Consider the following 20,447-nt stretch of genomic DNA (forward strand, 5'->3'; position numbering starts at 1 on the left):
AAATGAGGGGGGAGGAGAGCGGACCCATGAAGATCACCATCGAAGTCGATTGCACCCCCGAAGAAGCGCGCAGCTTCATGGGTCTGCCCGATGTCAGCGGGGCCAATTCGGTCTATGTCGACACCATCACCAAGGCGATGCAGGGCGTGTCGAACCCGGATCAGTTGCAGCAATATGCCCAGGCCCTCGCGCCGATGGGTCAGGTGGGGCTGAAGCTGTTCCAGAGCTTTGTCGAGGGCGGGATGAAGGCGGCGCAGGGCGGGTCTGGCGGTTCCAAGTCGTCCGAATAGATTGCCAATGACCAGCGGCCCGACGATCTTCGCGCTGTCGAGCGGCGCGCCGCCAGCAGGTGTGGGCGTGATCCGTGTATCGGGGCCTCAGGCCCGCGCTGCATTGCAGGCCTTGGCGGGCAGGCTGCCGCCGCCGCGCCGTGCCTCGCTGGCAAAGCTGCGTGATGGCGCAGGCGGATTGCTGGACGAGGCGCTGGTGCTGTGGTTTCCCGGCCCGAACACGGCAACGGGAGAAGACCTCGCCGAGTTTCATTGCCACGGCGGGCGGGCGGTGATCGCGGCGGTGGAAAGCGCGCTCGCCAAGCTGCCGGACACCCGCCGCGCCGAACCGGGGGAGTTTACCCGCCGCGCCTTTGCCAATGGCCGGATCGATCTGGCCGAAGCCGAAGGGCTGGGCGATCTGCTCGCCGCCGAGACCGAACTGCAACGCGCCGCTGCTCTGGCAAATCTCGGCGGTGCCCTGTCGCGGCAGGTGGAAAGCTGGCGCGCGCAGGTGCTGGGCTTCTCGGCCGAGGTTGAAGGCGTGCTGGACTTTTCGGACGAGGAAGACTCCGCCGATCTGCCCGAATGTTTCACGTGGAACATTGCGGCGCTCGCGGACGAGATCGGCACCTGGCTGGCGCGCCCGCGGGCGGAGCGTTTGGGGGAGGGCTTTCGCGTGGTGCTGGCCGGCCCGCCCAATGCGGGCAAATCCACCCTGTTCAATGCGCTGGTGGAAAAGGAAGCCGCGATTACCTCGCCCATTGCGGGCACCACCCGCGATGTGATCGAGCGTTCGGTCGCCTTGGCAGGCGTGCCTTTTACCTTTGTTGATACCGCCGGTTTGCGGGTAGCCGGGAGCGAGACGGATGCCGATCCGATCGAGGCCATCGGTATCGACCGGGCGCGGACGGAACTGGCCCGGGCCGATCTGGTCCTGTGGTTGGGGCCGGAAGGCGAAGGGCCCGATGGCGCGTGGGAGATTGCCGCCCAGGCCGACCGCGCCGACTTTATCGCCAAACCCACAGCGCGCTTTACGCTGTCAGCGGCCACGGGTGACGGGATTGATGCACTGCGAGCTGCGCTGATGGCTGCGGCGCGTGATGTTTTGCCCAAGCCGGGGGAGGCCACACTAAACGCCCGGCAACACGCCCGATTGGCCGAAGCGGGCGCCTCCCTGGCTGCGGCCCGGACGCTCCACGATCCGCTGCTGGTCGCAGAGGAGCTGCGCCGGGCACGGGTGGCGTTCGACCGTTTGATCGGTCGGGCGACCACCGAAGACATGCTCGACACGCTGTTTGGGCGGTTCTGCATCGGGAAGTAAAAATGTTTCACGTGAAACATTCTGCGTGACGATGCGGGCCGCGCGCCGTATTTGGTCCGCCATGCTCCAGTATGATGTTCTTGTTATCGGCGGCGGTCACGCCGGGGTGGAAGCTGCTTGTGCTTCGGCCCGAATGGGTGCGCGCACGGCGTTGATCAGTTTTGATCTGGACGCCATCGGCGCGATGAGCTGCAATCCGGCCATTGGCGGGCTGGGCAAGGGCCATCTGGTCCGCGAGGTGGACGCTCTCGATGGCGTGCTGGGCCGGGCCGCCGATGCGGGCGCGATCCACTACCGGATGCTCAACCGGTCCAAGGGCAGCGCCGTATGGGGCCCGCGTGTGCAGGCTGACCGGGTGCGGTTCAAGGCGGCGGTGCAGCAGATCATTCGCGCCCAGTCCGGCCTCACGCTGATTCAGGGTGAGGCCGCTGCACTGGTGCTGGAAGGCGGGAGGGTTGTGGGGCTGGAGCTGGCGGACGGCACCATCCTGTCTGCTCCGCGGGTGATCCTGTGCACCGGCACTTTTCTGGGCGGCGTGTTGTTCCGCGGCGAAGAACGCTTTGAAGGCGGGCGCATCGGAGAGAACGCGGCAAAGCGGCTCGCCCACCAGCTGCGCGGCGCCGATTTGCCGATGGCGCGGCTCAAGACCGGAACACCGCCGCGGCTTGACGGGCGCACGATCAACTGGGCCGTGCTCGAAACGCAGCCCTCCGATGGGGAGGGCTGGACCATGTCCCCGCTGACGCGAGCGCGCGCCAACCCTGAGGTGTTCTGCGCGATCACCCGCACCACCCAAGCCGGGCATGATGCGATCCGCGCCAACCTTCATCGCTCCCCGCTCTTTTCCGGCGCGATTGCGGCGGCGGGGCCGCGATATTGCCCATCGATCGAAGACAAGATCCACCGCTTCGGTGACCGGGAGGGGCATCAAGTGTTCCTGGAGCCGGAAGGGCTGGACACGCACATGGTCTATCCCAACGGCATCAGCACATCGCTGCCCGTGGACGTGCAGGCCACCGTTGTGCGCACCATGCCCGGTTGCGAGCGGGCCGAGATCGTGCAGCCGGGTTATGCGGTGGAATATGACCACATCGATCCGCGCGCGCTGACACCGGACTTGCAGGTGCGGGCGATTCCGGGGCTGTATTGCGCGGGGCAGATCAACGGCACCACCGGGTACGAGGAAGCTGCGGCGCAGGGCCTTGTCGCCGGGCTTGAGGCGGCTGCCGCGGCCTTGGGTGTACAGGGACCGCAGCTTGACCGGGGCAATTCCTATATTGCGGTGATGGTGGATGACCTCACCCTGCAAGGCGTGTCGGAACCCTACCGCATGCTCACCGCGCGCGCGGAATACCGGCTGCGGCTACGCGCCAACAATGCAGCGACCCGCTTGACCGGGTTGGGGATTGCGGCGGGATGTATCGGGGAAGAGCGCCGTGCGTGGTGGGATCGGCGCGAGGCGCTGCGCGAAATGTTTCACGTGAAACATTCGCAGCGGGTCCATGCGCGGGAACTCGCCGATCTTGGCCTGCCGGTCAGGAGGGATCATGGGGAAAAGTCGCTGTCGGAATGGCTCCGTTTCGACGGGATTACCCCGGCAGCGCTTGCCCCTTGGTTGAGCGAGGTGACAGCGCTCGATCCGGTTCTGGCCGAAGAGATGGCCGAGGACGCCGCCTATGCGCCGTACCTCGCGCGGCAGGATGCCGAATTGCGCGACTTGCGGGCGAGCGAGGCTTTGTCGCTCGCGCATGATTTTCCCTATGGCGAGGTGCCGGGGCTATCCAACGAAATGGTTGAACGCCTGACCAAGGCTGCGCCAGGCACGCTGGCCGCAGCCGGGCGCGTGTCGGGTGTGACGCCGGCGGCGCTTTCGGCCTTGCTGGTCCATGCGCGACGGCTCGCCAATGGGCAGCGTGCCGCATGATCACCAATGAAACCGAAGCCCGCGCCTATGTGGCCGGACTGACCAACGCGCAAGGCATGGCCCGGCTTGATGCGTTTGCCGCGCTGGTGCTGGATGAAAACCAGCGGCAGAATCTGATCGCCAAGGCAACCGAGGCGCAGCTGTGGCAACGGCATATCGCCGATTCGGCTCAGCTTGTGCAAAATGTTTCACGTGAAACATTCGGGGCCAACGCGGGCGGGCCGTGGCTTGACCTTGGCAGCGGGCCGGGCTTTCCCGGGCTGGTGATCGCGGCGCTGTATCCGAACATGCCGATGGTGCTGGTCGAATCCCGGGCACGGCGGGCCGAGTTTCTGACCCGCTGCGTGGCGGCGCTCGATCTGCCCAAGTGCCGGGTCGAGGGCCAGCGCCTGGAACGTGTCTCACCCTTTCCGGCGCGCGCCATTTCAGCCCGTGCCTTTGCGCCGCTGGCGAAGCTGCTTGAGCTATCCGCACCCTTCTCCACAAGGCAAGCGGCCTATGTGTTGCCCAAGGGGCGCTCGGCAGCGCAGGAGTTGGAGACGCTCAAGCCTTCGAGTCGCGCAATGTTTCACGTGAAACATTCCTTGACCGATCCCGACGCGGGAATCATTGTGAAGGCCTGACACGCGGCACACGCGCCGTTTCGTCGGAATCGGCGCGCGCAGAAGGACGGGAACACCTATGTTGACCCCATCATGTTCATAATCGCGATCGCCAATCAGAAGGGCGGGGTGGGCAAGACCACCACCGCCATCAATATCGCCACCGCAATGGCGGCGACCGGATGGCGCACCCTGCTGATCGACCTTGACCCGCAGGGCAATGCTTCGACCGGGCTGGGCGTCCATGCCCATACCCGCAAGATCTCCAGCTATGATCTGCTGGTGGACGAGGTGGCGCTGGATAGCGCCATCGTGCCGACGTCGATCCCGCGGCTCGACCTGATCCCGGCGACGGTCGATCTGTCCGGCGCGGAGATTGAGCTGGTGGCGGTCGAAGGGCGCACCCACCGGCTTGATACGGCGCTAGCCAATCACACCGGCCATGACATCTGCTTCATCGATTGCCCGCCATCGCTTGGCCTGCTGACGCTCAATGCCCTGTGTGCGGCGGATACGCTGCTGGTGCCGCTGCAATGCGAGTTCTTCGCGTTGGAGGGGCTGAGCCAGCTGCTTCAGACCGTCGATCAGGTGCAGCAGCGCTTCAACCCCGATCTCGGCATCATCGGCGTGGCGCTGACGATGTATGACCGGCGCAACCGGCTGACCGATCAGGTGTCGGATGACGTGCGCGATTGCCTTGGCAAGTTGGTGTTTGAAACGGTGATCCCGCGCAATGTCCGCCTGTCCGAGGCACCCAGCCATGGCTTGCCAGCGCTGATCTATGACCAGCATTGCACCGGCAGCCGCGCCTACATGGCCCTGGCACGCGAATTGATCGGGCGATTTCCCGCAGAAAGACAGGCAGCATGAGCAAGAACTCCGATAATGTCACCATTGTTTCGGCTGCGCGGGCTGCAATTGATCGGCCGCGGCGGCTGGGCATGGGCCTCAACGCGCTGATGGGGGAAACCCGGCGCGAAGAGCCGCTGGTGCGGCGTGAGGATGGCGCGGACGAGGTCTTGGTTGCTGGCAACACGGCGCTGCGCATGGTCGCGATTGCCGCCATCAAGCCGCTGCCCGGCAACCCGCGCAAGCATTTCGATGAAGCCGCGCTCGAAGAACTCGCCGCCTCGATCGCCGCGCGCGGTGTGATCCAGCCCATCATTGTCCGCCCGCATCCCGAAGGGCAGGGCTATCAGCTGGTCGCGGGCGAGCGGCGTTGGCGCGCGGCGCAAAAGGCGCGGCTGCACGAGATCCCGGCACTGGTGCGCAACCTGTCGGAACGCGAGGTCATGGCGCTCGCGCTGATCGAGAACTTGCAGCGCGAAGACTTGAGCCCGGTTGAAGAAGCGCGCGCCTATCATCGCCTGTCCGAACAGGAAGGCATGATCCAGGTCGACATCGCCAAGATGGTCGAAAAGTCGCGCAGCCATGTCGCCAATATGATGCGGCTGATGACCTTGCCCGAACCGGTGCTCGATCTGATCGATCAGGGCAAGCTGTCGATGGGTCACGCCCGCGCGCTGATCGGGCGGGACGATGTGGTGCATCTGGCCGAGATCGCAGTGGCCGAAGGCCTGTCGGTGCGCGATGTTGAAACCCTGACCCGCAAATCCGCCAAGCGCGAGGAAGCGCCGCCGCCTGCGCCGCACCAAACGCCTGAAAACGCAGATATTCTCGCAGTGCAGCAGCATCTGGAGGAGTTTCTCGGCCTGAGCGTGCGGATCAAGCCCGAGGTCGATCCCCGCAAGGGCACAATCACGATCCGCTATACCACGCTCGATCAGCTCGATCTGGTGTGCCAGCGCCTTACCGGGGGCGAATTCTGATCCGGCGCCAATGGTTGCCACAATAGCAAAAGCCCCGTGTCGCGGTTGGGCGACACGGGGCTTTTTGTGTTTGTAACGAACGCCTTAGCGGTTCTTGATCATCTTGGGTGAGGGGCGTTGTGCCGGGATCACGCGGGCGGCGCCGGGGACGTTGTAAGTCTCGTAACGCTCGGTCTCGCGCACCACCACCTGCTGCTGCACTTCGCTGCGCACCGGCACCATCACCACCTGCTGCGGCGGGGCATAGCTGTAACCATAGGAATAGGCGGCAGGGTAGCCATAGCCGTAAGCGGGCGGGGCATAGGCATAGCCCGGGGCGGCGTAGGGGATTTCGCGGCTGGCAATGCGCGTGGTGGGCGCGCCATATTGCGACAGGTAGCTGTCGAGCGCGGCTTCGCAGTCGTAGCGGTTCTTCTCCTTGTCGCCGCCGAACAGGCTGCCCAGCAACCCGCCGATCAGCCCGCCACCGCCAACACCCAGTGCGGTGCCGAGCACGCGGTCACCCACACCGGCGATTTCGTAACCGGCAACGCCCCCGGCGATTGCTCCGAGCAACCCGCCGATGATGAGGCCGGTGTTGTCGCGGTTCTGCCCCTTGGTGCGATTGCGGCATTCATCGATCCACTGCTGGCGTTCAAACACAGCCGGCGCAGCGGCATAGGTCATCGCAGGGGCATAGGCCGGCGCATAGCCTTGCGGGTAGCCCATCGGCTGTGCCGGAGCAGGCACCGCGGCCTGCGCCGGGCGAGGCGCATCGATCCGCCGCGTGCGGGTGATTGTCTCGACCCCGTTTTCGGTCGTCACAGTCTCGCCCGTCTGCACCGCGCCAGCAGGCGCCGAGCGGTATTCCGGCGGAAGCGTGCGCACTTCGGTTTCGGTCATCGGCGTAAGCGGCGGAAGGTCGGCGTAATTCTGCGCTTGCAGCGCCGCCGGAGCGGTCAGCATGAGAGCGGCGATGGAAAGGGTGGGCAGGCGCTTCGTCATGGGCAATTCCCCTCGAGTCAGCCGGGCTGGGCTGATGGTTAGCAAAAGCTTACCACCGAGTCCGCCATGCGCCCAAGCGGTGCTGAGCGCGCTGTCCCGTTTCGGGAAGCTCGCTGGCCGGAATCCTCAGATCCGGTCGGCCAGCAGCGCTGCCAGCGCTTCGATCCCGGCGGCGTCGGCCTCAGTGAAGCGGGCGGGGCGGGGGCTGTCGAGGTCGATTACCGCCACCACGGCGCCATCGCGCAGCACCGGCACAACCAGCTCGCTCGCGCTCGCCGCGTCACAGGCGATGTGGCCGGGGAAGGCGTGAACATCCGCAACCAGTTGGGTGGCGCGGCTTTGCGCGGCGGCGCCGCAGACCCCGATGCCGAAGGGAATGCGGATGCAGGCCGGTCGGCCCACAAACGGCCCCAGCACCAGCTCTGCCGCCCCGCCGGTCTTGGCCGGTCCGACGCGGTAGAAGCCCGCCCAGTTCAGATCGGGCAGAAACTCCCACAGCAACGCTGCGACATTGGCCATATTGGCAACGCCATCCGGTTCGTCGGCTGTCAGCGCATCGGCGGCGGCGGCCAGTTCGCGGTAGCGTTCCGCCAGGTCGGCACCATCGGCGGGCTTGAAATCATACATCGCAACGCGGCCCTTATAGCTTGTGTGTTGCCGCAGCCTCGCCGCGGCCCTATTCCCCCCACATGGCCATCTTCCGCAAAATCGCAATCGCCCTTGGGATCATTATCGTTGCCGCCGGAGGGGCGTTCTGGTTTCTCAGCCGCGGCGATACCGCCGATCTTTCGGTCGAGGAGGTCGCGGGCACCGATCCGGTGTTGCAGGAGGGCGATGCCCAGACCGTTCCCACCGTCCAGATTGCCGAACCGGTGGGCTGGAAGCCGAACGAGACGCCCACCGCGGCAGCGGGGCTGGAGGTCGTGCGCTTTGCCGATGGGCTCGATCATCCGCGCACCGTGTTTGCGCTGCCCAATGGCGATGTGCTGGTGGCGCTCACCCGCGCGCCGCAACAGGATAACAGCGGCGGCGGGGTGATGGATACGATCATGGGCTGGATCGCGGACACACTGCTGACCCGCGCCGGGGCGACCGGCCCCTCGCCCAACCAGATTGTGCTGCTGCGCGATGCCGACGGCAATGGCAGCGCCGAGGTGAAGCGGGTGATCCTCGAAGAGGGGCTGGATTCGCCCTCCGGGATGGCATGGAAGGATGGCACGCTGTTTGTCGCTAACCACAATGCCTTGCTGGCCTTTCCCTATGCGCTGGGCAGCGACGCTGTCAGCGGTGCGCCGCGCAAGCTGATGGACCTGCCCGGCGGCGGGGGTCACTGGATGCGCAATGTCGAACTCTCCCCCGATGGTGAGCGGCTGTATGTCGCGGTCGGATCGGTCAGCAATATCGGTGAGGCGGGGATGAAGGCCGAAGAGGGCCGAGCGATGATCTGGGAATATGATCTTGCCGCCAAGCGTCAGCGCCAGTTCGGTGTGGGCTTGCGCAATCCCAATGGCATGGATTTCAGCCCCTGGACCGGCGAACTGTGGACCACCGTGAACGAGCGGGACATGCTGGGATCAGACCTGGTGCCCGACTATCTCACCAATGTGCCGATCGGCGCGCAATATGGCTGGCCCTGGGTCTATTACCGCACCAATATTGATCGCCGCGTCGAAGCGCCAATGCCGCGCTTTCTGATGGAGTATGTCCGCAAGCCCGAATTCGCGCTGGGGCCGCATGTGGCGGCGCTGGGGCTGGTGTTCAGCAAGGAAGGCGACCGGATGGGCGAAGGCTTCGCCAGCGGCGCCTTTATTGCGCGCCACGGATCGTGGAACCGCAAGCCGCCGTCGGGCTATGATGTGGTGTTCGTGGATTTCGATGATCGCGGCAACCCGGTGGGCAAGCCCAAGCCGGTGCTGACAGGCTTCCTGACCGGCGAAGGCACCACGCGCGGCCGCCCGACCTGGGTGGAATGGGCCGGTGACGGGGCGCTGCTGGTATCGGATGATACCGCCGGGATCATCTGGCGGGTGCGGGCGCCTGACGCGGCCCCGGCGCCGGCAATTGCGGGCTTGAAAAGCGAAAAGCTCCCCACGCGCGAACTGACCGATCCGCGCTCCGACTTTGAAGCGGATTACCTGCGCCAGCAGGCCGGGCGACGCGTCAACTAGAGCACTTTCCCGGCCCGTCCGGCCAGTTCGGTAGCGAATTGCAGCGCGGTGCGGCCTGACCGGTTGCCGCGCTGGATAGCGAAGGCCATGGCCTCCTCAGGGTCGAAGCCGAGGCCGAGGGGGGCGGTATAGCCCGCCACGATGGCGAGATAGGTCTCCTTGTCCGCCGGGTGGAAGCCCAGCGTCAGCCCGAAGCGATCCGCCAGGGCGAGGGCATCGTCACGCTCGTCACGTTCATGGATCGCGCCGGAGGTATCCTCCCGCTCCACGATAGCGCGGCGGTTGGCGGTCACGGCGAGGCGGATATGGGCGGGGCGCGGGGCCACACCGCCGTCGAGCAGGCTGCGCAAGGCCAGCATCTCGGCCCGCCCATCCGCGCCAAAGCCGAGATCGTCGATGAACAGCAGAAAGGCGCGGGGTTGCTGCGCCAGCGCATCGATCAGCGCGGGGAAGCCGGGCAGGCTGCCGGGGGCCAGCTGGACGAGGGCGAGGGCGCGCGGATCATCCCGCTGCACATCGGCCACGCAGGCCCGCACCAGCGCCGATTTGCCCATGCCCCGCGCGCCCCACAGCAGCACATCATGCGCCGCCGCACCCGAGGCGAGCCGGGCGCACAAGTTGCGCAAGCCAACTTTCTGCGCGTCGATCCCGCGCAAGGCCGCAAGCGGCAGGGCATCGAGCACCGGCACAGCCCGCGCGCGCTGCCCCTCCCACACATAGGCGGGATGGGCGAGCCAATCGGTCGGCGGGGGCGGCGGGGGCGCGAGCCGTTCCAGCGCCGCCGCAATCCGCGCCAGCGCGTCGCTCTCACCCCCGGCGGTCATATCAGCCCAGCAGCGCTTCGGCGGGGAGGGCGTAAAGCAGGTCGGCCCCGGCTGTGGCGGAAGATTCCAGCCCGGCCGCTTCGGGGACAATCCGATCGAGGAAGAAGCGCGCGGTCACCGGCTTGATCGCGGCCAGTTCAGGCGATGCGCCTGCGGCCACCGCCTGGGCCTGCTTCATCAGCTGCCACCCTGCCACCGCCACGGCGGCCATCGTGCAGAACGGAACGCTTCCCGCCAGACGATCATCAAGGCTGGCCTCGTCCTGCATCCACAGCGCCACGCGGGCGCAATCGCGGGCCAGGGCAGCCAGCGCCGGTTCTTCGCCAGCCTCGCGTGCGATGGTATCGAACAGGGCAAAGATCGCCTCGCCGCCGTCCAGCGCCAGTTTGCGCGTTACAAGGTCGGCGGCCTGAATGCCGTTGGTGCCTTCATAGATCGGCGCAATGCGCGAATCGCGCCAATGCTGGGCTGCACCGGTTTCCTCGACAAAGCCCATGCCGCCGTGGATCTGGATGCCGAGGCCTGCAACCTCGACGCCGATATCCGTGCCCCAGGCCTTGAGCAACGGGACGAGGATTTCCGCACGGTTCCTGGCCGCCTCATCGCCGAGGTTCCCGCGATCAACCTGCCCCGCGCAGTAATACAGCAGCGCGCGCGCACCTTCGGTCAGGGCCTTCATCCGCAGGATCATGCGGCGCACATCGGGGTGTTCGATAATCGCCACCGGCGTCTTGTCGGGCGAGCCGGCGCGGGCCGATTGCACCCGGTCGCGGGCATAGGCGAGCGCCTGCTGCGTCGCCCGCTCGCCAATCTGCACGCCCTGATTGCCGACATTGATGCGCGCATTGTTCATCATCGTGAACATCGCGGCCAGGCCCTTGTTCTCGCGGCCCACCAACTCGCCGATGCATTCGCCATTGTCGCCGTAGCTCATCACGCAGGTGGGCGAGGCGTTGATGCCCAGCTTGTGTTCAAGGCTGACGCAGCGCAGGTCATTATGCGGGCCGAGCGAGCCATCGGCGTTCACGTGATATTTGGGCACCACGAACAGGCTGATCCCGCGCGAGCCTTCGGGCGCACCGGGCAGACGGGCGAGGACGAGGTGGATGATATTGTCTGCCAGATCATGTTCGCCCCAGGTGATGTAGATCTTTTGCCCGGTGATCCGGTACTTGCCTGCGTGCGGCCCGCTTTCGATGGGTTCGGCGGTGCTGCGCAGCGCGCCCACATCGCTCCCGGCGGCGGGCTCGGTGAGGTTCATCGTGCCCGACCATTTCCCGCTGACGAGATTGGGCAGATACATCGCCTGCTGGTCTTTCGACCCGTGATGCTCCAGCGCCTCGATCGCGCCGACGCTCAGCATCGGCAGCAGGGTGAAGGCCATGTTCGCTGCGCCGAGGTTTTCCAGCACGTTGCAGGCGAGGGTGAAGGGCAGCCCTTGTCCGCCATGCGCCTGCGGGCTGGCGATGGTGTTCCAGCCTTGTTCGACATAGGCCTTGTACGCAGCCTCAAACCCATCCGGCAGACGGACCCGGCCGTTTTCCAGCTTCGCGCCTTCCTTGTCGCCGGTGCGGTTGAGCGGTGCGAATTCTCCGGCCGCGAATTGGCCGACGCCGCCAACGATGGCTTCCACCAGATCAGGTTCGGCATGCGCGAAACGCCCGGTCGCGGCGAGTTCGTCGATCCCGGCATTGACGCGGATGGCGAGCAGCTGATCGGCGGTCGGCGGGGTAAAGGGGGTCACTTCGGGGGCGTCCTTGCGGTTGGAAAAGGCCCCGCGCACTTGGCAGGGCGGGGGTTTGAATATAGCGCCGGGGCATGAGCGGCAAGAACGTTACGGAAGTGCGGCTGGCGGACCCTGATGGGATCGCGGAAGCCGTGCGAATCCTCGAATCGGGCGGGCTGGTCGCGGTGCCGACCGAGACGGTTTACGGCCTCGCCGCGCGGGCCGACAGCGCCGCGGCGGTGGCGCGGATCTATGCCGCGAAGGGCCGGCCCGATTTCAATCCGCTGATCGTGCATGTGGCCGGGCTGGCCGAGGCGGAGCGGTATGGCGTGTTCTCGCCCGCGGCGCGCGCCTTGGCGCAGGCGCATTGGCCCGGCCCGCTGACGCTGGTTGTGCCCCGCCGGAGCGATGCCGGGCTGGCTGAGGCCGTGACCGCTGGCCTGCCGACGATTGCGCTGCGGGCGCCGGCCCATCCGGTGATGCAGGCACTGCTGGCGGCGGTAGACTTCCCGCTGGCGGCGCCATCCGCGAACCGTTCCGGCTTCATCAGCCCGACGAGCGCGGCGCATGTCCTCACCTCGCTGGATGGCCGGATCGCGATGGTGCTGGATGGCGGGATCACCGCTGCGGGCGTTGAATCCACGATTGCAGCGGTACGGGCCGACGGCAGCATTGATGAACTGCGCCCGGGCCCGATCCCGCTTGGTGTGGTCGCCGGGAAAGAGGGCAGTGCGCGGCCGATCGAAGCGCCGGGTCAGCTCGCCAGCCACTACGCGCCGGGCAAGCCTGTGCGGCTGAACGCGGCCCGGGCCGAGCCTGATGAATTCCTGATCGGTTTCGGGATGGTGCAAGGTGACTGCACGCTGTCAGCCAGCGGTGACGTTACCGAAGCCGCAGCGAACCTCTACGCCTGCCTTCACGAAGCCGCACGCGCGCCGCAGCTGCGCATCGCGGTCGCCCCGGTGCCGGAAGACGCTGTGGGCCGCGCGGTCAATGACCGGCTGCGGCGGGCGGCGGCTTAATCCCGGTCCGGTTCGACCGGAACGCCCGGCATGATCGCCTTCATCTCGGCCCGGATGGCCTGAGCCTTGTCGCAGGCCTCGTCATCGCCATCCGCGCAGCGGTCCATCTGGCGGTCATAATCGCGCTCCAGCGTGCCCAGCCGTTCTTCGCGTTTGCGAATTTCGCGGCCGCGCTTTTCGTCGGCTTCCGATTGGCTTTCCGTGGCCAGATCAACGCCGCGGCTGGCGACCTTTACCGGCAACGTGACGGCGCTGACCGCAGCCTTGGCGAGGCAACCTTGCAAGGCGAATGCACCAAGGGTGACGGCGATGAGTTTGGCGGTCTGCATGGTCCCCCTATGTCGCGCGGCGCTTGCCATAAGGCAAATGCTATTCTGCGGGCTTTGCCGGGACCGGCGCCTTTGGCGCGGCGGGTGCCTTTGGCGCGGCGGGCGCTTTGATCGGCTCTGTGGCCGGGATTGCCGCGCTGGCGCCGCCGCCGCTCGCGGTCGGTGTGCAGGTCAGCGTGCCCGAGCCAAAGGCGTTAATCGTGCACTTGGCATTGCCGGCCACATTCACATCGCCCGCTCCGCCGATATTGGCTTCCACCGTGCCGTCCGACGCGAAGGCGACATCGCCGCTGCCGCCGATCGAAACCTCGGCGGCATCCGCCTTCAGCCCGGCCAGTTCCACATCGCCGCTGCCGCCGATCAGCACTTCAAGCGACCTGACGGTCCCCGCACCGCGCACCGTGCCGCTGCCGCCGATATTGATGCCGAGCTTTTCCGCCGCGATCTGTCCGAATTCGACAGTGCCCGCCCCGCCGATAGTGATTTCCGATGCGCTGGCGAGGGACTGCGCCTTGATCGTCCCGCCGCCGCCGATCACCAGCTGTTTGGGCGGGGGCATGGTGATGCGGACCGTTGCGTTGCTATCGCCGTCCCACCCGTTGGGCCGGGTCACACCGATCACCTCGCCATCGCGCACAAAACGCAGCGTATCGGCGTCCGGCCCTTCGGCGGTGATGGTGAAGGTCGATCCGTCGGTCACGATGACCGTATCGCCGGACGACAACACCACTTCGCTGGGCGGAGCGCCGGCCAGTTCGATATCGGCGAGCGGGACGCCTTCCTGACCGTTGATTTCCATATTCGCGCCTTCGCACCCCGCCAGCCCGGCACTGAGGAGCGCCAACAGCCCGAGCGGTGCGAGGCGATTGCGGCAAAGGTGGATCATGGCGTGGTTCTCTCCCGTCAGCCCGTAGCGTATTGCTTGTATAATACACCAAGCTCTGCGCGACAAGCGGGCGCGGCATACTGGGCTGTGGGTTGCGCCGGCTATGGGTTGCAGGCCAAACAAAAAGGGCCGCCCCGCAGGGCAGCCCTTGATGGTCATGGGCCGATCAGGCCGTCTGTCAGGCTTCTTCGGCCGAATCGTAATATTGCGGCGCGTGTTCGCGCAGCACGTTGAGGATCTTGTTCAGCGCGGTCGGCTCGTCCGTTTCTTCCATCGCTGCCAGTTCGCGGGCGAGGCGGCTGGAGGCGGCTTCAAAGATCTGGCGTTCCGAATAGCTTTGCTCGGGCTGGTCTTCGGGGCGGAACAGATCGCGGGTCACTTCGGCGATCGACACAAGGTCGCCCGAGTTGATCTTCGCTTCATATTCCTGCGCGCGGCGCGACCACATGGTGCGCTTGACCTTGGGCTTGCCCTTCAGGGTTTCCATCGCCTGCTTGAGCGTCTTGTCAGACGACAGCTTGCGCATCCCGATCGCTTCAACCTTGTTGGTCGGCACCCGCAGGGTCATGCGCTCTTTCTCGAACCGCAGGACGTAGAGTTCGAGCTGCATTCCGGCGATTTCTTCGCGCTGAAGCTCGATCACCCGGCCAACGCCGTGCTTGGGGTAGACAACATAATCGCCGACGGTGAATGCGTTCGCGGTGCTTGCCATGCAAGTTCCTTTCAATCGGCCGTCCTGGCAACAAGAGAGCGGACAATCATCCCGGCGGCGCGAAAGGCTTGACTGAAGAGGGCCTCAGACAAAGCGAGCGCCGGGTGGCAATCATCCGGTTGGGGGGTTGCTGGTGTCGAGCCTTCCTGGTTATCACGCCTGCGCGGGCGGTGCCCTGCGCGGTCACGTGATTATATAGCACGCCTGCAACAAAATTGCGAGTCGCGGTTTACGCTGGTCTGCCAATCTGTGCAGCTAGGAAGGAAAAGGGCGGGAAATCAGTCCCCGTCGCCCGGCTCGGCGCTGAAATACTTCTCGAACTTGCCCTTTTCGCCCTTGTGCGCGTCGGCATCTTCCGGCGGGGCCTTCTGGCTGGTGATGTTGGGCCACTGCGCCGAATACTGGGTGTTCAGCTCCAGCCACTTTTCGAGGCCATCTTCGGTATCGGGCAGAATCGCCTCGGCCGGGCATTCCGGTTCGCACACGCCGCAATCGATGCATTCGCTGGGATTGATGACCAGCATGTTTTCGCCTTCATAGAAGCAGTCGACCGGGCACACTTCCACGCAATCGGTGTACTTGCACTTGATGCAGTCTTCGGTGACGACGTAAGTCATTGCGGCTCTTTCAAAAGCGGTCTTCGAGATCGGCGGGCGGAGTGCCCGGAGCGAGAGGCGACGCTGCTATGGTCATTTGCTCCTTACGGTCAAGCCCCTCAGAATCAACCTCCCGATAATAGGAAGCCGCCAAGGCTGGCGGGCCGCGCCGGTCGGGCAGGGCGGTGAGTTGGATCACCCGCACATTTGCGCCTGTGGCCAATGTCAGCACATCACCGATACGCACCTGATGGGCGCCGCGCAGCACATGCTTTCTGTTGCAGCGCAAAGCATGGGTTTCGATCAGGGCCAGCGCGGCGGAGCGGGTGCGGGCGAGGCGGAGGTAGACCAGCAGGCGGTCGATTCGAATCGACGCCGCCGCTCCGTTCTCCGCCGCCTCTGGCTTCATCCCTTGAGCAGGTCCGCCAGCTTGTCGAAGGCACCGCCAGCACGGGCCGGGCCGGTGTCAACCGGGGGTCTGGCAGCAGCCTGCGCCGGTCTGGAACGACGCTGGGCGCCGTCACGCGGAGGCTGGCTGCCATCACGCTCGGGCTTGCGATTGGCCTGCCCGTCCTTGGCCTGCCCATCCTTCGTACGACCATCCTTGGCCTGCCGGGGGTTGCCGCGCGCCTGCGTGCGTTCTCGGTTATCGGGACGCCGTTCGCTGCGCTGGCCATCGCCTTCGCCCGGACGGCGCGGGCGCCAGTGCCAGCGATCGGGCGCGGGCGCGCCTTGGGCGCCTTCGGGCAAGGGGCGGGCGCGGTCGCAGCGGAAACCGGCACTGCCGAGCAGGCGGCGGGCATTGCCATCCTCCAGCCCCACCGACACGGCCAGCGCCAGATCAAGCCGGAAGGCCAGATTGCGCTCCTTCGGTTTGGCCGCCGTCACTGCCGCGCGCGCATCAAAGGCCGCGCGCAGGATCTTTTCGGCCAGATCGACCCGGATCGCCTGGCTTCCGGCATAGCGGTATCCGGCGGGCAAGCGCCCCTTGGCCCAGCTTCCTTCGGCCAGCACCGGCAGCATCGCGTCATTCAGCGGACGCAGATCCAGCCCCAGCGCATGCAGCAGGCGGCGCGGTGCGGGCTTCAGCAGCGGCGCTGCAAAAATGTCGAGCGCGCCGAAGGTGACGCCCAGTTTTCGCAGGTAGGGGCGCATGTCCTTGGGCAGATTCTCCAGCCCAGCTTCCTCGCGGCTGATGACGCCGCGCGCTTCGATCAGCGTGATGACCAGCGCGCGCGCCTGTGACCCGGCTTCGGGATCGCGCGCAGCCTCTGCCAGCTTGCGCAAGGGTTCGAGCGGTTCGAGCTGCTTGTCGAGCCATGCGGCCAGCCCGGCTTCCAGCCGCGCTTTGGCGGTATCGGGCAGCAGCGCCAGATCGCGCGTCAGGGCAAGGCGCGGCGCGCCGAAGGGGTGGCCGGGGAAGGTGATGTCGGCCAGGGCCCGGCCCGCGCCCTGTCCCTGCCAGCGGATGGCACCGCCGGAAATCTCGAGTTCGCCAAGGCCCTGCGTCAGCAACCATTCGGCGCGGTTGGCGAGCAGCGCGGGCAGCGCCTTTTCGCCCGCCGCCAGCAGCATCCGCCGATCAGCGACGCCGGCTGACGGATCGACATGGAAACGGAAGCCTTCCAGCCGCCCGATGCTCAGCCCTTCCACGGTCAGGTGGCCATCGGGTTCCAGGGTGACGGGCAGCGCGCTTGCATCCTGCCCCAGCGATTTCATCAAAAGTGTCGTCCTTCGGTTCACGAATCTTTCGGTCAGCCGCGCATGCAGCGCATCCGAAAGCTTCGCCTCGACCGCGCGCGCCCGCGCAGCCATTTCGTCACGCGCCAGCACCCAATCGGGTCGCTGGCAGATATAGGCCCAGCTGCGAATCGCCGCAATCCGGCCTTGCAGCGTGTCGATGTCGCCCTGCATCCGGTCAAGCTCGGCGATGCGGGCGGCGACGAAATCCGCGCCGATGTATCCGCCGCGCAAGTCATCCCACAGCCGCGCCACAAACCGCGCGTGCTGTTCCACCCCGAGATTGCGGAAATCGGGCAGCGAACACGCCTCCCAGAACCGCCGGACCGATCCGGCCCCGCGCACCGAGCGGCCCGTATCAGCCTCGGCCAGCCGCCGCAGTACCGCCATGTCGATGGCTTCGGGCGCAGCGCGCAGCACGGCTTGGGCAGGCCGGGCTTCCAGATCGGCGATCAGCGCAGGCAGACTGTCAAACCGGGGATCGGCATCGCGCCAGAACAGGTGGGTCAGCGGGGCGAACTTGTGTTCCTCGATCGCGTAGACTTCTTCATCGGTGAAGGCGAGCGGCTCTCCGTGACCCTTGCCGGTGCCCGACAGCGTCCCGAAGGTGCCATCACGCTGATGCCGCCCTGCGCGCCCCGCAATCTGCGCCATTTCCGAAGGGGTGAGCCTGCGCTTGCGGCGCCCGTCAAACTTGCTGAGCGCGGCAAAAGCGACATGATCGAGATCGAGGTTCAGTCCCATGCCGATGGCGTCGGTGGCGACGATGTAATCGACCTCGCCCGATTGGAACATGGCGACCTGCTTGTTGCGGGTTTCGGGCGAGAGCGCCCCCATCACCACCGCCGCCCCGCCGCGAAAGCGCCGCAGCGCCTCGGCCATGGCGTAGACCTGTTCGACGCTGAAGGCGACCACGGCAGAGCGTTTGGGCAGGCGCGACAGCTTGCACACCCCCGCGTGGGACAGGGTGGAAAAGCGCGGACGGCTGGTGATTTCCGCCCGCGGGATCAGCGCCTTGATCATTGGTTCCAGCGTGGCGCTGCCGAGGATCATCGTCTCCTCCCGGCCCCGCGCATGCAGCAGGCGGTCCGTGAAGATATGCCCGCGTTCCGGGTCTGCGCCCAGTTGCGCCTCGTCCAACGCGACAAAGGCAACATCGCCGGTGCTGCGCGGCATGGCTTCGGCAGTGCAGAGGAAATAGCGCGCGTCCGGCGGCTCGATCCGTTCTTCGCCGGTGATGAGGGCCACCTGTTTATCGCCCTTGATCGCGCGCACCCGGTCATAGACCTCGCGCGCCAGCAGCCGCAGCGGGAAGCCCATCATGCCGCTGGAATGGCCGCACATCCGTTCAATGGCGAGGTGGGTTTTGCCCGTGTTGGTCGGCCCGAGCACGGCGCGCACGCGTTCATCCGCGCTGGCGTCCCGGCTGGCTCCGCGGGCGAAGTTTCCGCGCGGGGCGGCAGGACGGACAGGCGGGGGGGCTGGCACGATGGAACGGTTCTGTCAGGCTTGGCCAGCCGGGGCAAGGGCCAGCGCATCGCCGGCCCGCACCTACGCACAACACCTTATCGCACGCGCGATGCGGCTGGTCGCTGGTTAACGCGGGATTTACTTTGTTCTGGCAGGAAAATGCGACAAGGCAGCGCCCGGGGGTTGGTCCGTAGGTCGGGCCACAATGGCCTCGCTTGGCACCGCTTTCGGGGCATGGATGTTGGAAAACGCGCGCAAAGTGACCGGCGGAGGTGATCCGGACGACCTGTCGTTCGCGGGCGATCCGCCGTCCGAAGGCCGCGCGCTCGCGATCATCCCCGAACGCATCGACCCGGAAACCGCGCGCGAACTGGTCCCTTACCTTCGCAATTCCCGCAAGCTGGCGCCGCAGACCCGCGTGCAGCAGGCCCGCCGTGCGCTGACCGCCAAGCTGGGCGTGTGGGCCCATCGGTATGAGGCATGGCGTCTTGACGCCTCGCGCTGGTTTGACCGGATCGATCTTGCCCCTGATCTGGCCGAGGATATCGGCAGCCGCCGCTGGCTGCGCGGGCTGGGCACGATGGTGGGGCTGGGCTTTGTGGCGCTGGCGTTCTGGCCCGATCTCACCCCGCTCGAAGCGCGCCCGGCCATGCCGCAGAGCGATGACGTGCAGGGCGAGCTGCGCAGCCAGATGATCCTGCCGCTGGCGCTGGGCGCGGATAGCGGCCGCCGCATGGGGCCCACCGCTGCGGTCATCCCCTTGAAGAGCGCGCCCGAACGGCCGCAAATCGCGATGGTGGTCACGCTGGCGCCCGGCGACAGTTTTGCCTCGATGCTGCGCCGCGCCGGGGTGGCGCAGGGCGATATCGAGCGGGCGTCCGCGCTGGTTGGCCAGGCGGTTGCCGTGGGCGATATTGCGCCGGGCACGCAGATGGATGTGCTGCTGGGCCGCCGCCCGGCCCCCGGCGAGCCCCGCCCGCTCGACAGCCTGGCGTTTCGTGCACGGTTCGATCTGGAACTTGAGCTGATCCGCCCCGGTGTGGGCGTGGTGACGGCAGACGGCACGCCGGTCGCCCCGTCCGGCCCGCTGGCGTTGAAGCGCAACATCATCCGCGTGGATGAAACCCCGCTGCGGGTGCGCGGGCCGGTGGGTAGCAGCCTCTACCGTTCGATGCGGCAGGCGGGCGTTCCGGCGAGCGCGGTACAGGAATATCTCAAAACGCTCGACGCGCAGATCGACATGGAGCGCGAAGTGCGCGCGTCGGACGAATTCGACATCATCATCGCTTACCGCCGCGCGGCGACGGGCGAGCGGCAGGCCGGGCAATTGCTCTATGCCGGGATTGACCGCGGCGGGCTGTCGACAACGCAGCTGATGCGCTGGGGCGGCGAGGGACGGTTTTACGAGGCATCGGGCGTCGGCGAGCAGCGCCGCGGGCTGCTGGCGCCGGTGCCGGGGGCGATCACATCGAACTTCGGCATGCGCCGCCATCCGATCCTCGGCTATATGCGGATGCATGCCGGGATGGACTTCAAGGCCAGCTATGGCACGCCGATCGTCGCGGTCAGCGATGGCCGGGTGAGCGCGGCGGGCCGATCAGGCGGCTGCGGCATCGCGGTGCGGCTGGAGCATGGCGGCGGGCTTTCGACGCGCTATTGCCACATGAGCCAGATGGCGGTGCGGGCGGGCATGTCGGTGCGGCGCGGGCAGGTGATCGGCTATGTCGGATCCACCGGCCTGTCGACCGGGCCGCATCTCCATTACGAAATGTATCGCGGCGGACGGGCGATCAACCCGGCCAGCGTCGCCTTTGTCAGCCGCGCGCTGTTGTCGGGCAGCGAGCTGATCGATTTCCGCCGCCAGTTGCTCAGGCTCAAGGAGATCGAGGTTGGCGCTGCCTTGAAGGAGCTTGCGCCGGCGCCGGGCGAGGTCAAGGAGCCCAATCGCGAGATCGAAAAGATCGATACGGCCAGCCTGCGCCGGCCGGGCGCAACGCTCTAACGGGGACTTGTCGGCAGCCGCGGATTGGGCGTAAGCCCGC

Annotated in this window: 19 protein-coding genes; 9 read left to right on the plus strand and 10 right to left on the minus strand. The window is 66.6% G+C overall.

Translation table 11 applies throughout. The features are described 5' to 3' along the window. Positions 1 to 26: 26 nt before the first annotated feature. From C0V72_RS01385 to C0V72_RS01410, 6 genes are all read left to right on the plus strand, one after another. The gene (locus C0V72_RS01385; protein WP_101791426.1) at positions 27 to 290 is read left to right on the plus strand and encodes a DUF6489 family protein; all 264 of its coding nucleotides are present in this window, start codon (positions 27 to 29) and stop codon (positions 288 to 290) included. 7 nt (positions 291 to 297) lie between these two features. Continuing rightward, positions 298 to 1,593 (plus strand): tRNA uridine-5-carboxymethylaminomethyl(34) synthesis GTPase MnmE, encoded by a 1,296-nt coding sequence (gene mnmE, locus C0V72_RS01390; protein ID WP_101791427.1) that lies wholly within the window; start codon positions 298 to 300, stop codon positions 1,591 to 1,593. Positions 1,594 to 1,654: 61 nt separating this feature from the next. Continuing rightward, positions 1,655 to 3,517 (plus strand): tRNA uridine-5-carboxymethylaminomethyl(34) synthesis enzyme MnmG, encoded by a 1,863-nt coding sequence (gene mnmG, locus C0V72_RS01395; protein ID WP_101791428.1) that lies wholly within the window; start codon positions 1,655 to 1,657, stop codon positions 3,515 to 3,517. Continuing rightward, positions 3,514 to 4,140, plus strand: coding sequence for a 16S rRNA (guanine(527)-N(7))-methyltransferase RsmG (gene rsmG, locus C0V72_RS01400; protein WP_101791429.1), 627 nt, complete (start codon positions 3,514 to 3,516; stop codon positions 4,138 to 4,140). Before mnmG ends, rsmG begins: the two co-directional genes overlap by 4 nt. A 72-nt stretch (positions 4,141 to 4,212) precedes the next feature. Further along, complete coding sequence (locus tag C0V72_RS01405; protein WP_101791430.1) at positions 4,213 to 4,989, plus strand: ParA family protein; 777 nt, start codon at positions 4,213 to 4,215, stop codon at positions 4,987 to 4,989. Next, positions 4,986 to 5,948, plus strand: coding sequence for a ParB/RepB/Spo0J family partition protein (locus C0V72_RS01410; RefSeq protein WP_101791431.1), 963 nt, complete (start codon positions 4,986 to 4,988; stop codon positions 5,946 to 5,948). Before C0V72_RS01405 ends, C0V72_RS01410 begins: the two co-directional genes overlap by 4 nt. A gap of 84 nt (positions 5,949 to 6,032) precedes the next feature. Here the strand turns inward: C0V72_RS01410 and C0V72_RS01415 are convergent, their stop codons facing one another. Further along, the gene (locus tag C0V72_RS01415) at positions 6,033 to 6,932 is read right to left on the minus strand and encodes a hypothetical protein (RefSeq protein WP_101791432.1); all 900 of its coding nucleotides are present in this window, start codon (positions 6,930 to 6,932) and stop codon (positions 6,033 to 6,035) included. Positions 6,933 to 7,058: 126 nt separating this feature from the next. After that, a complete protein-coding gene (locus tag C0V72_RS01420; protein WP_101791433.1) occupies positions 7,059 to 7,559 on the minus strand; it encodes a GAF domain-containing protein in 501 nt (166 codons plus the stop codon). Positions 7,560 to 7,621: 62 nt separating this feature from the next. Between C0V72_RS01420 and C0V72_RS01425 the strand changes: the two genes are divergently transcribed. After that, complete coding sequence (locus C0V72_RS01425; RefSeq protein WP_101791434.1) at positions 7,622 to 9,100, plus strand: PQQ-dependent sugar dehydrogenase; 1,479 nt, start codon at positions 7,622 to 7,624, stop codon at positions 9,098 to 9,100. On the opposite strand, the gene C0V72_RS01430 is transcribed toward C0V72_RS01425, so the two are convergent. Further along, positions 9,097 to 9,924, minus strand: coding sequence for a DUF815 domain-containing protein (locus C0V72_RS01430; protein WP_101791435.1), 828 nt, complete (start codon positions 9,922 to 9,924; stop codon positions 9,097 to 9,099). The two genes, C0V72_RS01425 and C0V72_RS01430, sit on opposite strands and share 4 nt — an antisense overlap. 1 nt (position 9,925) lies before the next feature. Beyond that, a complete protein-coding gene (locus tag C0V72_RS01435) occupies positions 9,926 to 11,668 on the minus strand; it encodes an acyl-CoA dehydrogenase (protein WP_101791544.1) in 1,743 nt (580 codons plus the stop codon). A gap of 74 nt (positions 11,669 to 11,742) precedes the next feature. Here C0V72_RS01435 and C0V72_RS01440 point away from each other — a divergent pair, with 74 nt between their 5' ends. Continuing rightward, the gene (locus C0V72_RS01440) at positions 11,743 to 12,672 is read left to right on the plus strand and encodes an L-threonylcarbamoyladenylate synthase (protein ID WP_101791436.1); all 930 of its coding nucleotides are present in this window, start codon (positions 11,743 to 11,745) and stop codon (positions 12,670 to 12,672) included. On the opposite strand, the gene C0V72_RS01445 is transcribed toward C0V72_RS01440, so the two are convergent. The 6 genes from C0V72_RS01445 to C0V72_RS01470 form a co-directional block, all read right to left on the minus strand. Beyond that, positions 12,669 to 13,001: a hypothetical protein gene (locus tag C0V72_RS01445; protein ID WP_101791437.1), complete on the minus strand. Its 333-nt coding sequence runs from the start codon at positions 12,999 to 13,001 to the stop codon at positions 12,669 to 12,671. The genes C0V72_RS01440 and C0V72_RS01445 overlap by 4 nt on opposite strands. Positions 13,002 to 13,041: 40 nt before the next feature. After that, positions 13,042 to 13,887 (minus strand): head GIN domain-containing protein, encoded by an 846-nt coding sequence (locus tag C0V72_RS01450; protein WP_172438865.1) that lies wholly within the window; start codon positions 13,885 to 13,887, stop codon positions 13,042 to 13,044. Between the two features lie 178 nt (positions 13,888 to 14,065). Next, entirely contained in the window at positions 14,066 to 14,599 is a 534-nt protein-coding gene (locus C0V72_RS01455) for a CarD family transcriptional regulator (protein WP_101791439.1), read from the minus strand. A 278-nt stretch (positions 14,600 to 14,877) separates the two neighbouring features. Then, on the minus strand, positions 14,878 to 15,216 hold the full coding sequence (fdxA, locus tag C0V72_RS01460) for a ferredoxin FdxA (protein WP_101791440.1): 339 nt from the start codon (positions 15,214 to 15,216) through the stop codon (positions 14,878 to 14,880). A gap of 10 nt (positions 15,217 to 15,226) precedes the next feature. Then, positions 15,227 to 15,604, minus strand: coding sequence for a S4 domain-containing protein (locus tag C0V72_RS01465; protein ID WP_199797762.1), 378 nt, complete (start codon positions 15,602 to 15,604; stop codon positions 15,227 to 15,229). Then, positions 15,601 to 18,279 (minus strand): helicase-related protein, encoded by a 2,679-nt coding sequence (locus C0V72_RS01470; protein WP_101791545.1) that lies wholly within the window; start codon positions 18,277 to 18,279, stop codon positions 15,601 to 15,603. The genes C0V72_RS01465 and C0V72_RS01470 overlap by 4 nt, the downstream gene beginning before the upstream one ends. A 385-nt stretch (positions 18,280 to 18,664) precedes the next feature. On the opposite strand from C0V72_RS01470, the gene C0V72_RS01475 reads away from it, so the two are divergent. After that, entirely contained in the window at positions 18,665 to 20,407 is a 1,743-nt protein-coding gene (locus tag C0V72_RS01475; protein ID WP_324761509.1) for a M23 family metallopeptidase, read from the plus strand. Positions 20,408 to 20,447 lie beyond the last annotated feature (40 nt).

This window comes from Porphyrobacter sp. TH134 (genome assembly GCF_002855495.1).
Lineage (GTDB): Bacteria > Pseudomonadota > Alphaproteobacteria > Sphingomonadales > Sphingomonadaceae > Erythrobacter.

Bases quoted from the DNA above. Each gene is read 5' to 3' on its own strand.
- C0V72_RS01445 (WP_101791437.1), bottom strand. From the start codon at position 13,001: ATGCAGACCGCCAAACTCATCGCCGTCACCCTTGGTGCATTCGCCTTG.
- C0V72_RS01455 (WP_101791439.1), bottom strand. From the start codon at position 14,599: ATGGCAAGCACCGCGAACGCATTCACCGTCGGCGATTATGTTGTCTAC.
- C0V72_RS01405 (WP_101791430.1), top strand. From the start codon at position 4,213: ATGTTCATAATCGCGATCGCCAATCAGAAGGGCGGGGTGGGCAAGACC.
- C0V72_RS01465 (WP_199797762.1), bottom strand. From the start codon at position 15,604: ATGAAGCCAGAGGCGGCGGAGAACGGAGCGGCGGCGTCGATTCGAATC.
- mnmE (WP_101791427.1), top strand. From the start codon at position 298: ATGACCAGCGGCCCGACGATCTTCGCGCTGTCGAGCGGCGCGCCGCCA.
- C0V72_RS01450 (WP_172438865.1), bottom strand. From the start codon at position 13,887: ATGATCCACCTTTGCCGCAATCGCCTCGCACCGCTCGGGCTGTTGGCG.
- mnmG (WP_101791428.1), top strand. From the start codon at position 1,655: ATGCTCCAGTATGATGTTCTTGTTATCGGCGGCGGTCACGCCGGGGTG.
- C0V72_RS01385 (WP_101791426.1), top strand. From the start codon at position 27: ATGAAGATCACCATCGAAGTCGATTGCACCCCCGAAGAAGCGCGCAGC.
- rsmG (WP_101791429.1), top strand. From the start codon at position 3,514: ATGATCACCAATGAAACCGAAGCCCGCGCCTATGTGGCCGGACTGACC.
- C0V72_RS01410 (WP_101791431.1), top strand. From the start codon at position 4,986: ATGAGCAAGAACTCCGATAATGTCACCATTGTTTCGGCTGCGCGGGCT.
- C0V72_RS01420 (WP_101791433.1), bottom strand. From the start codon at position 7,559: ATGTATGATTTCAAGCCCGCCGATGGTGCCGACCTGGCGGAACGCTAC.
- fdxA (WP_101791440.1), bottom strand. From the start codon at position 15,216: ATGACTTACGTCGTCACCGAAGACTGCATCAAGTGCAAGTACACCGAT.
- C0V72_RS01430 (WP_101791435.1), bottom strand. From the start codon at position 9,924: ATGACCGCCGGGGGTGAGAGCGACGCGCTGGCGCGGATTGCGGCGGCG.
- C0V72_RS01425 (WP_101791434.1), top strand. From the start codon at position 7,622: ATGGCCATCTTCCGCAAAATCGCAATCGCCCTTGGGATCATTATCGTT.
- C0V72_RS01440 (WP_101791436.1), top strand. From the start codon at position 11,743: ATGAGCGGCAAGAACGTTACGGAAGTGCGGCTGGCGGACCCTGATGGG.
- C0V72_RS01470 (WP_101791545.1), bottom strand. From the start codon at position 18,279: ATGTGCGGCCATTCCAGCGGCATGATGGGCTTCCCGCTGCGGCTGCTG.
- C0V72_RS01415 (WP_101791432.1), bottom strand. From the start codon at position 6,932: ATGACGAAGCGCCTGCCCACCCTTTCCATCGCCGCTCTCATGCTGACC.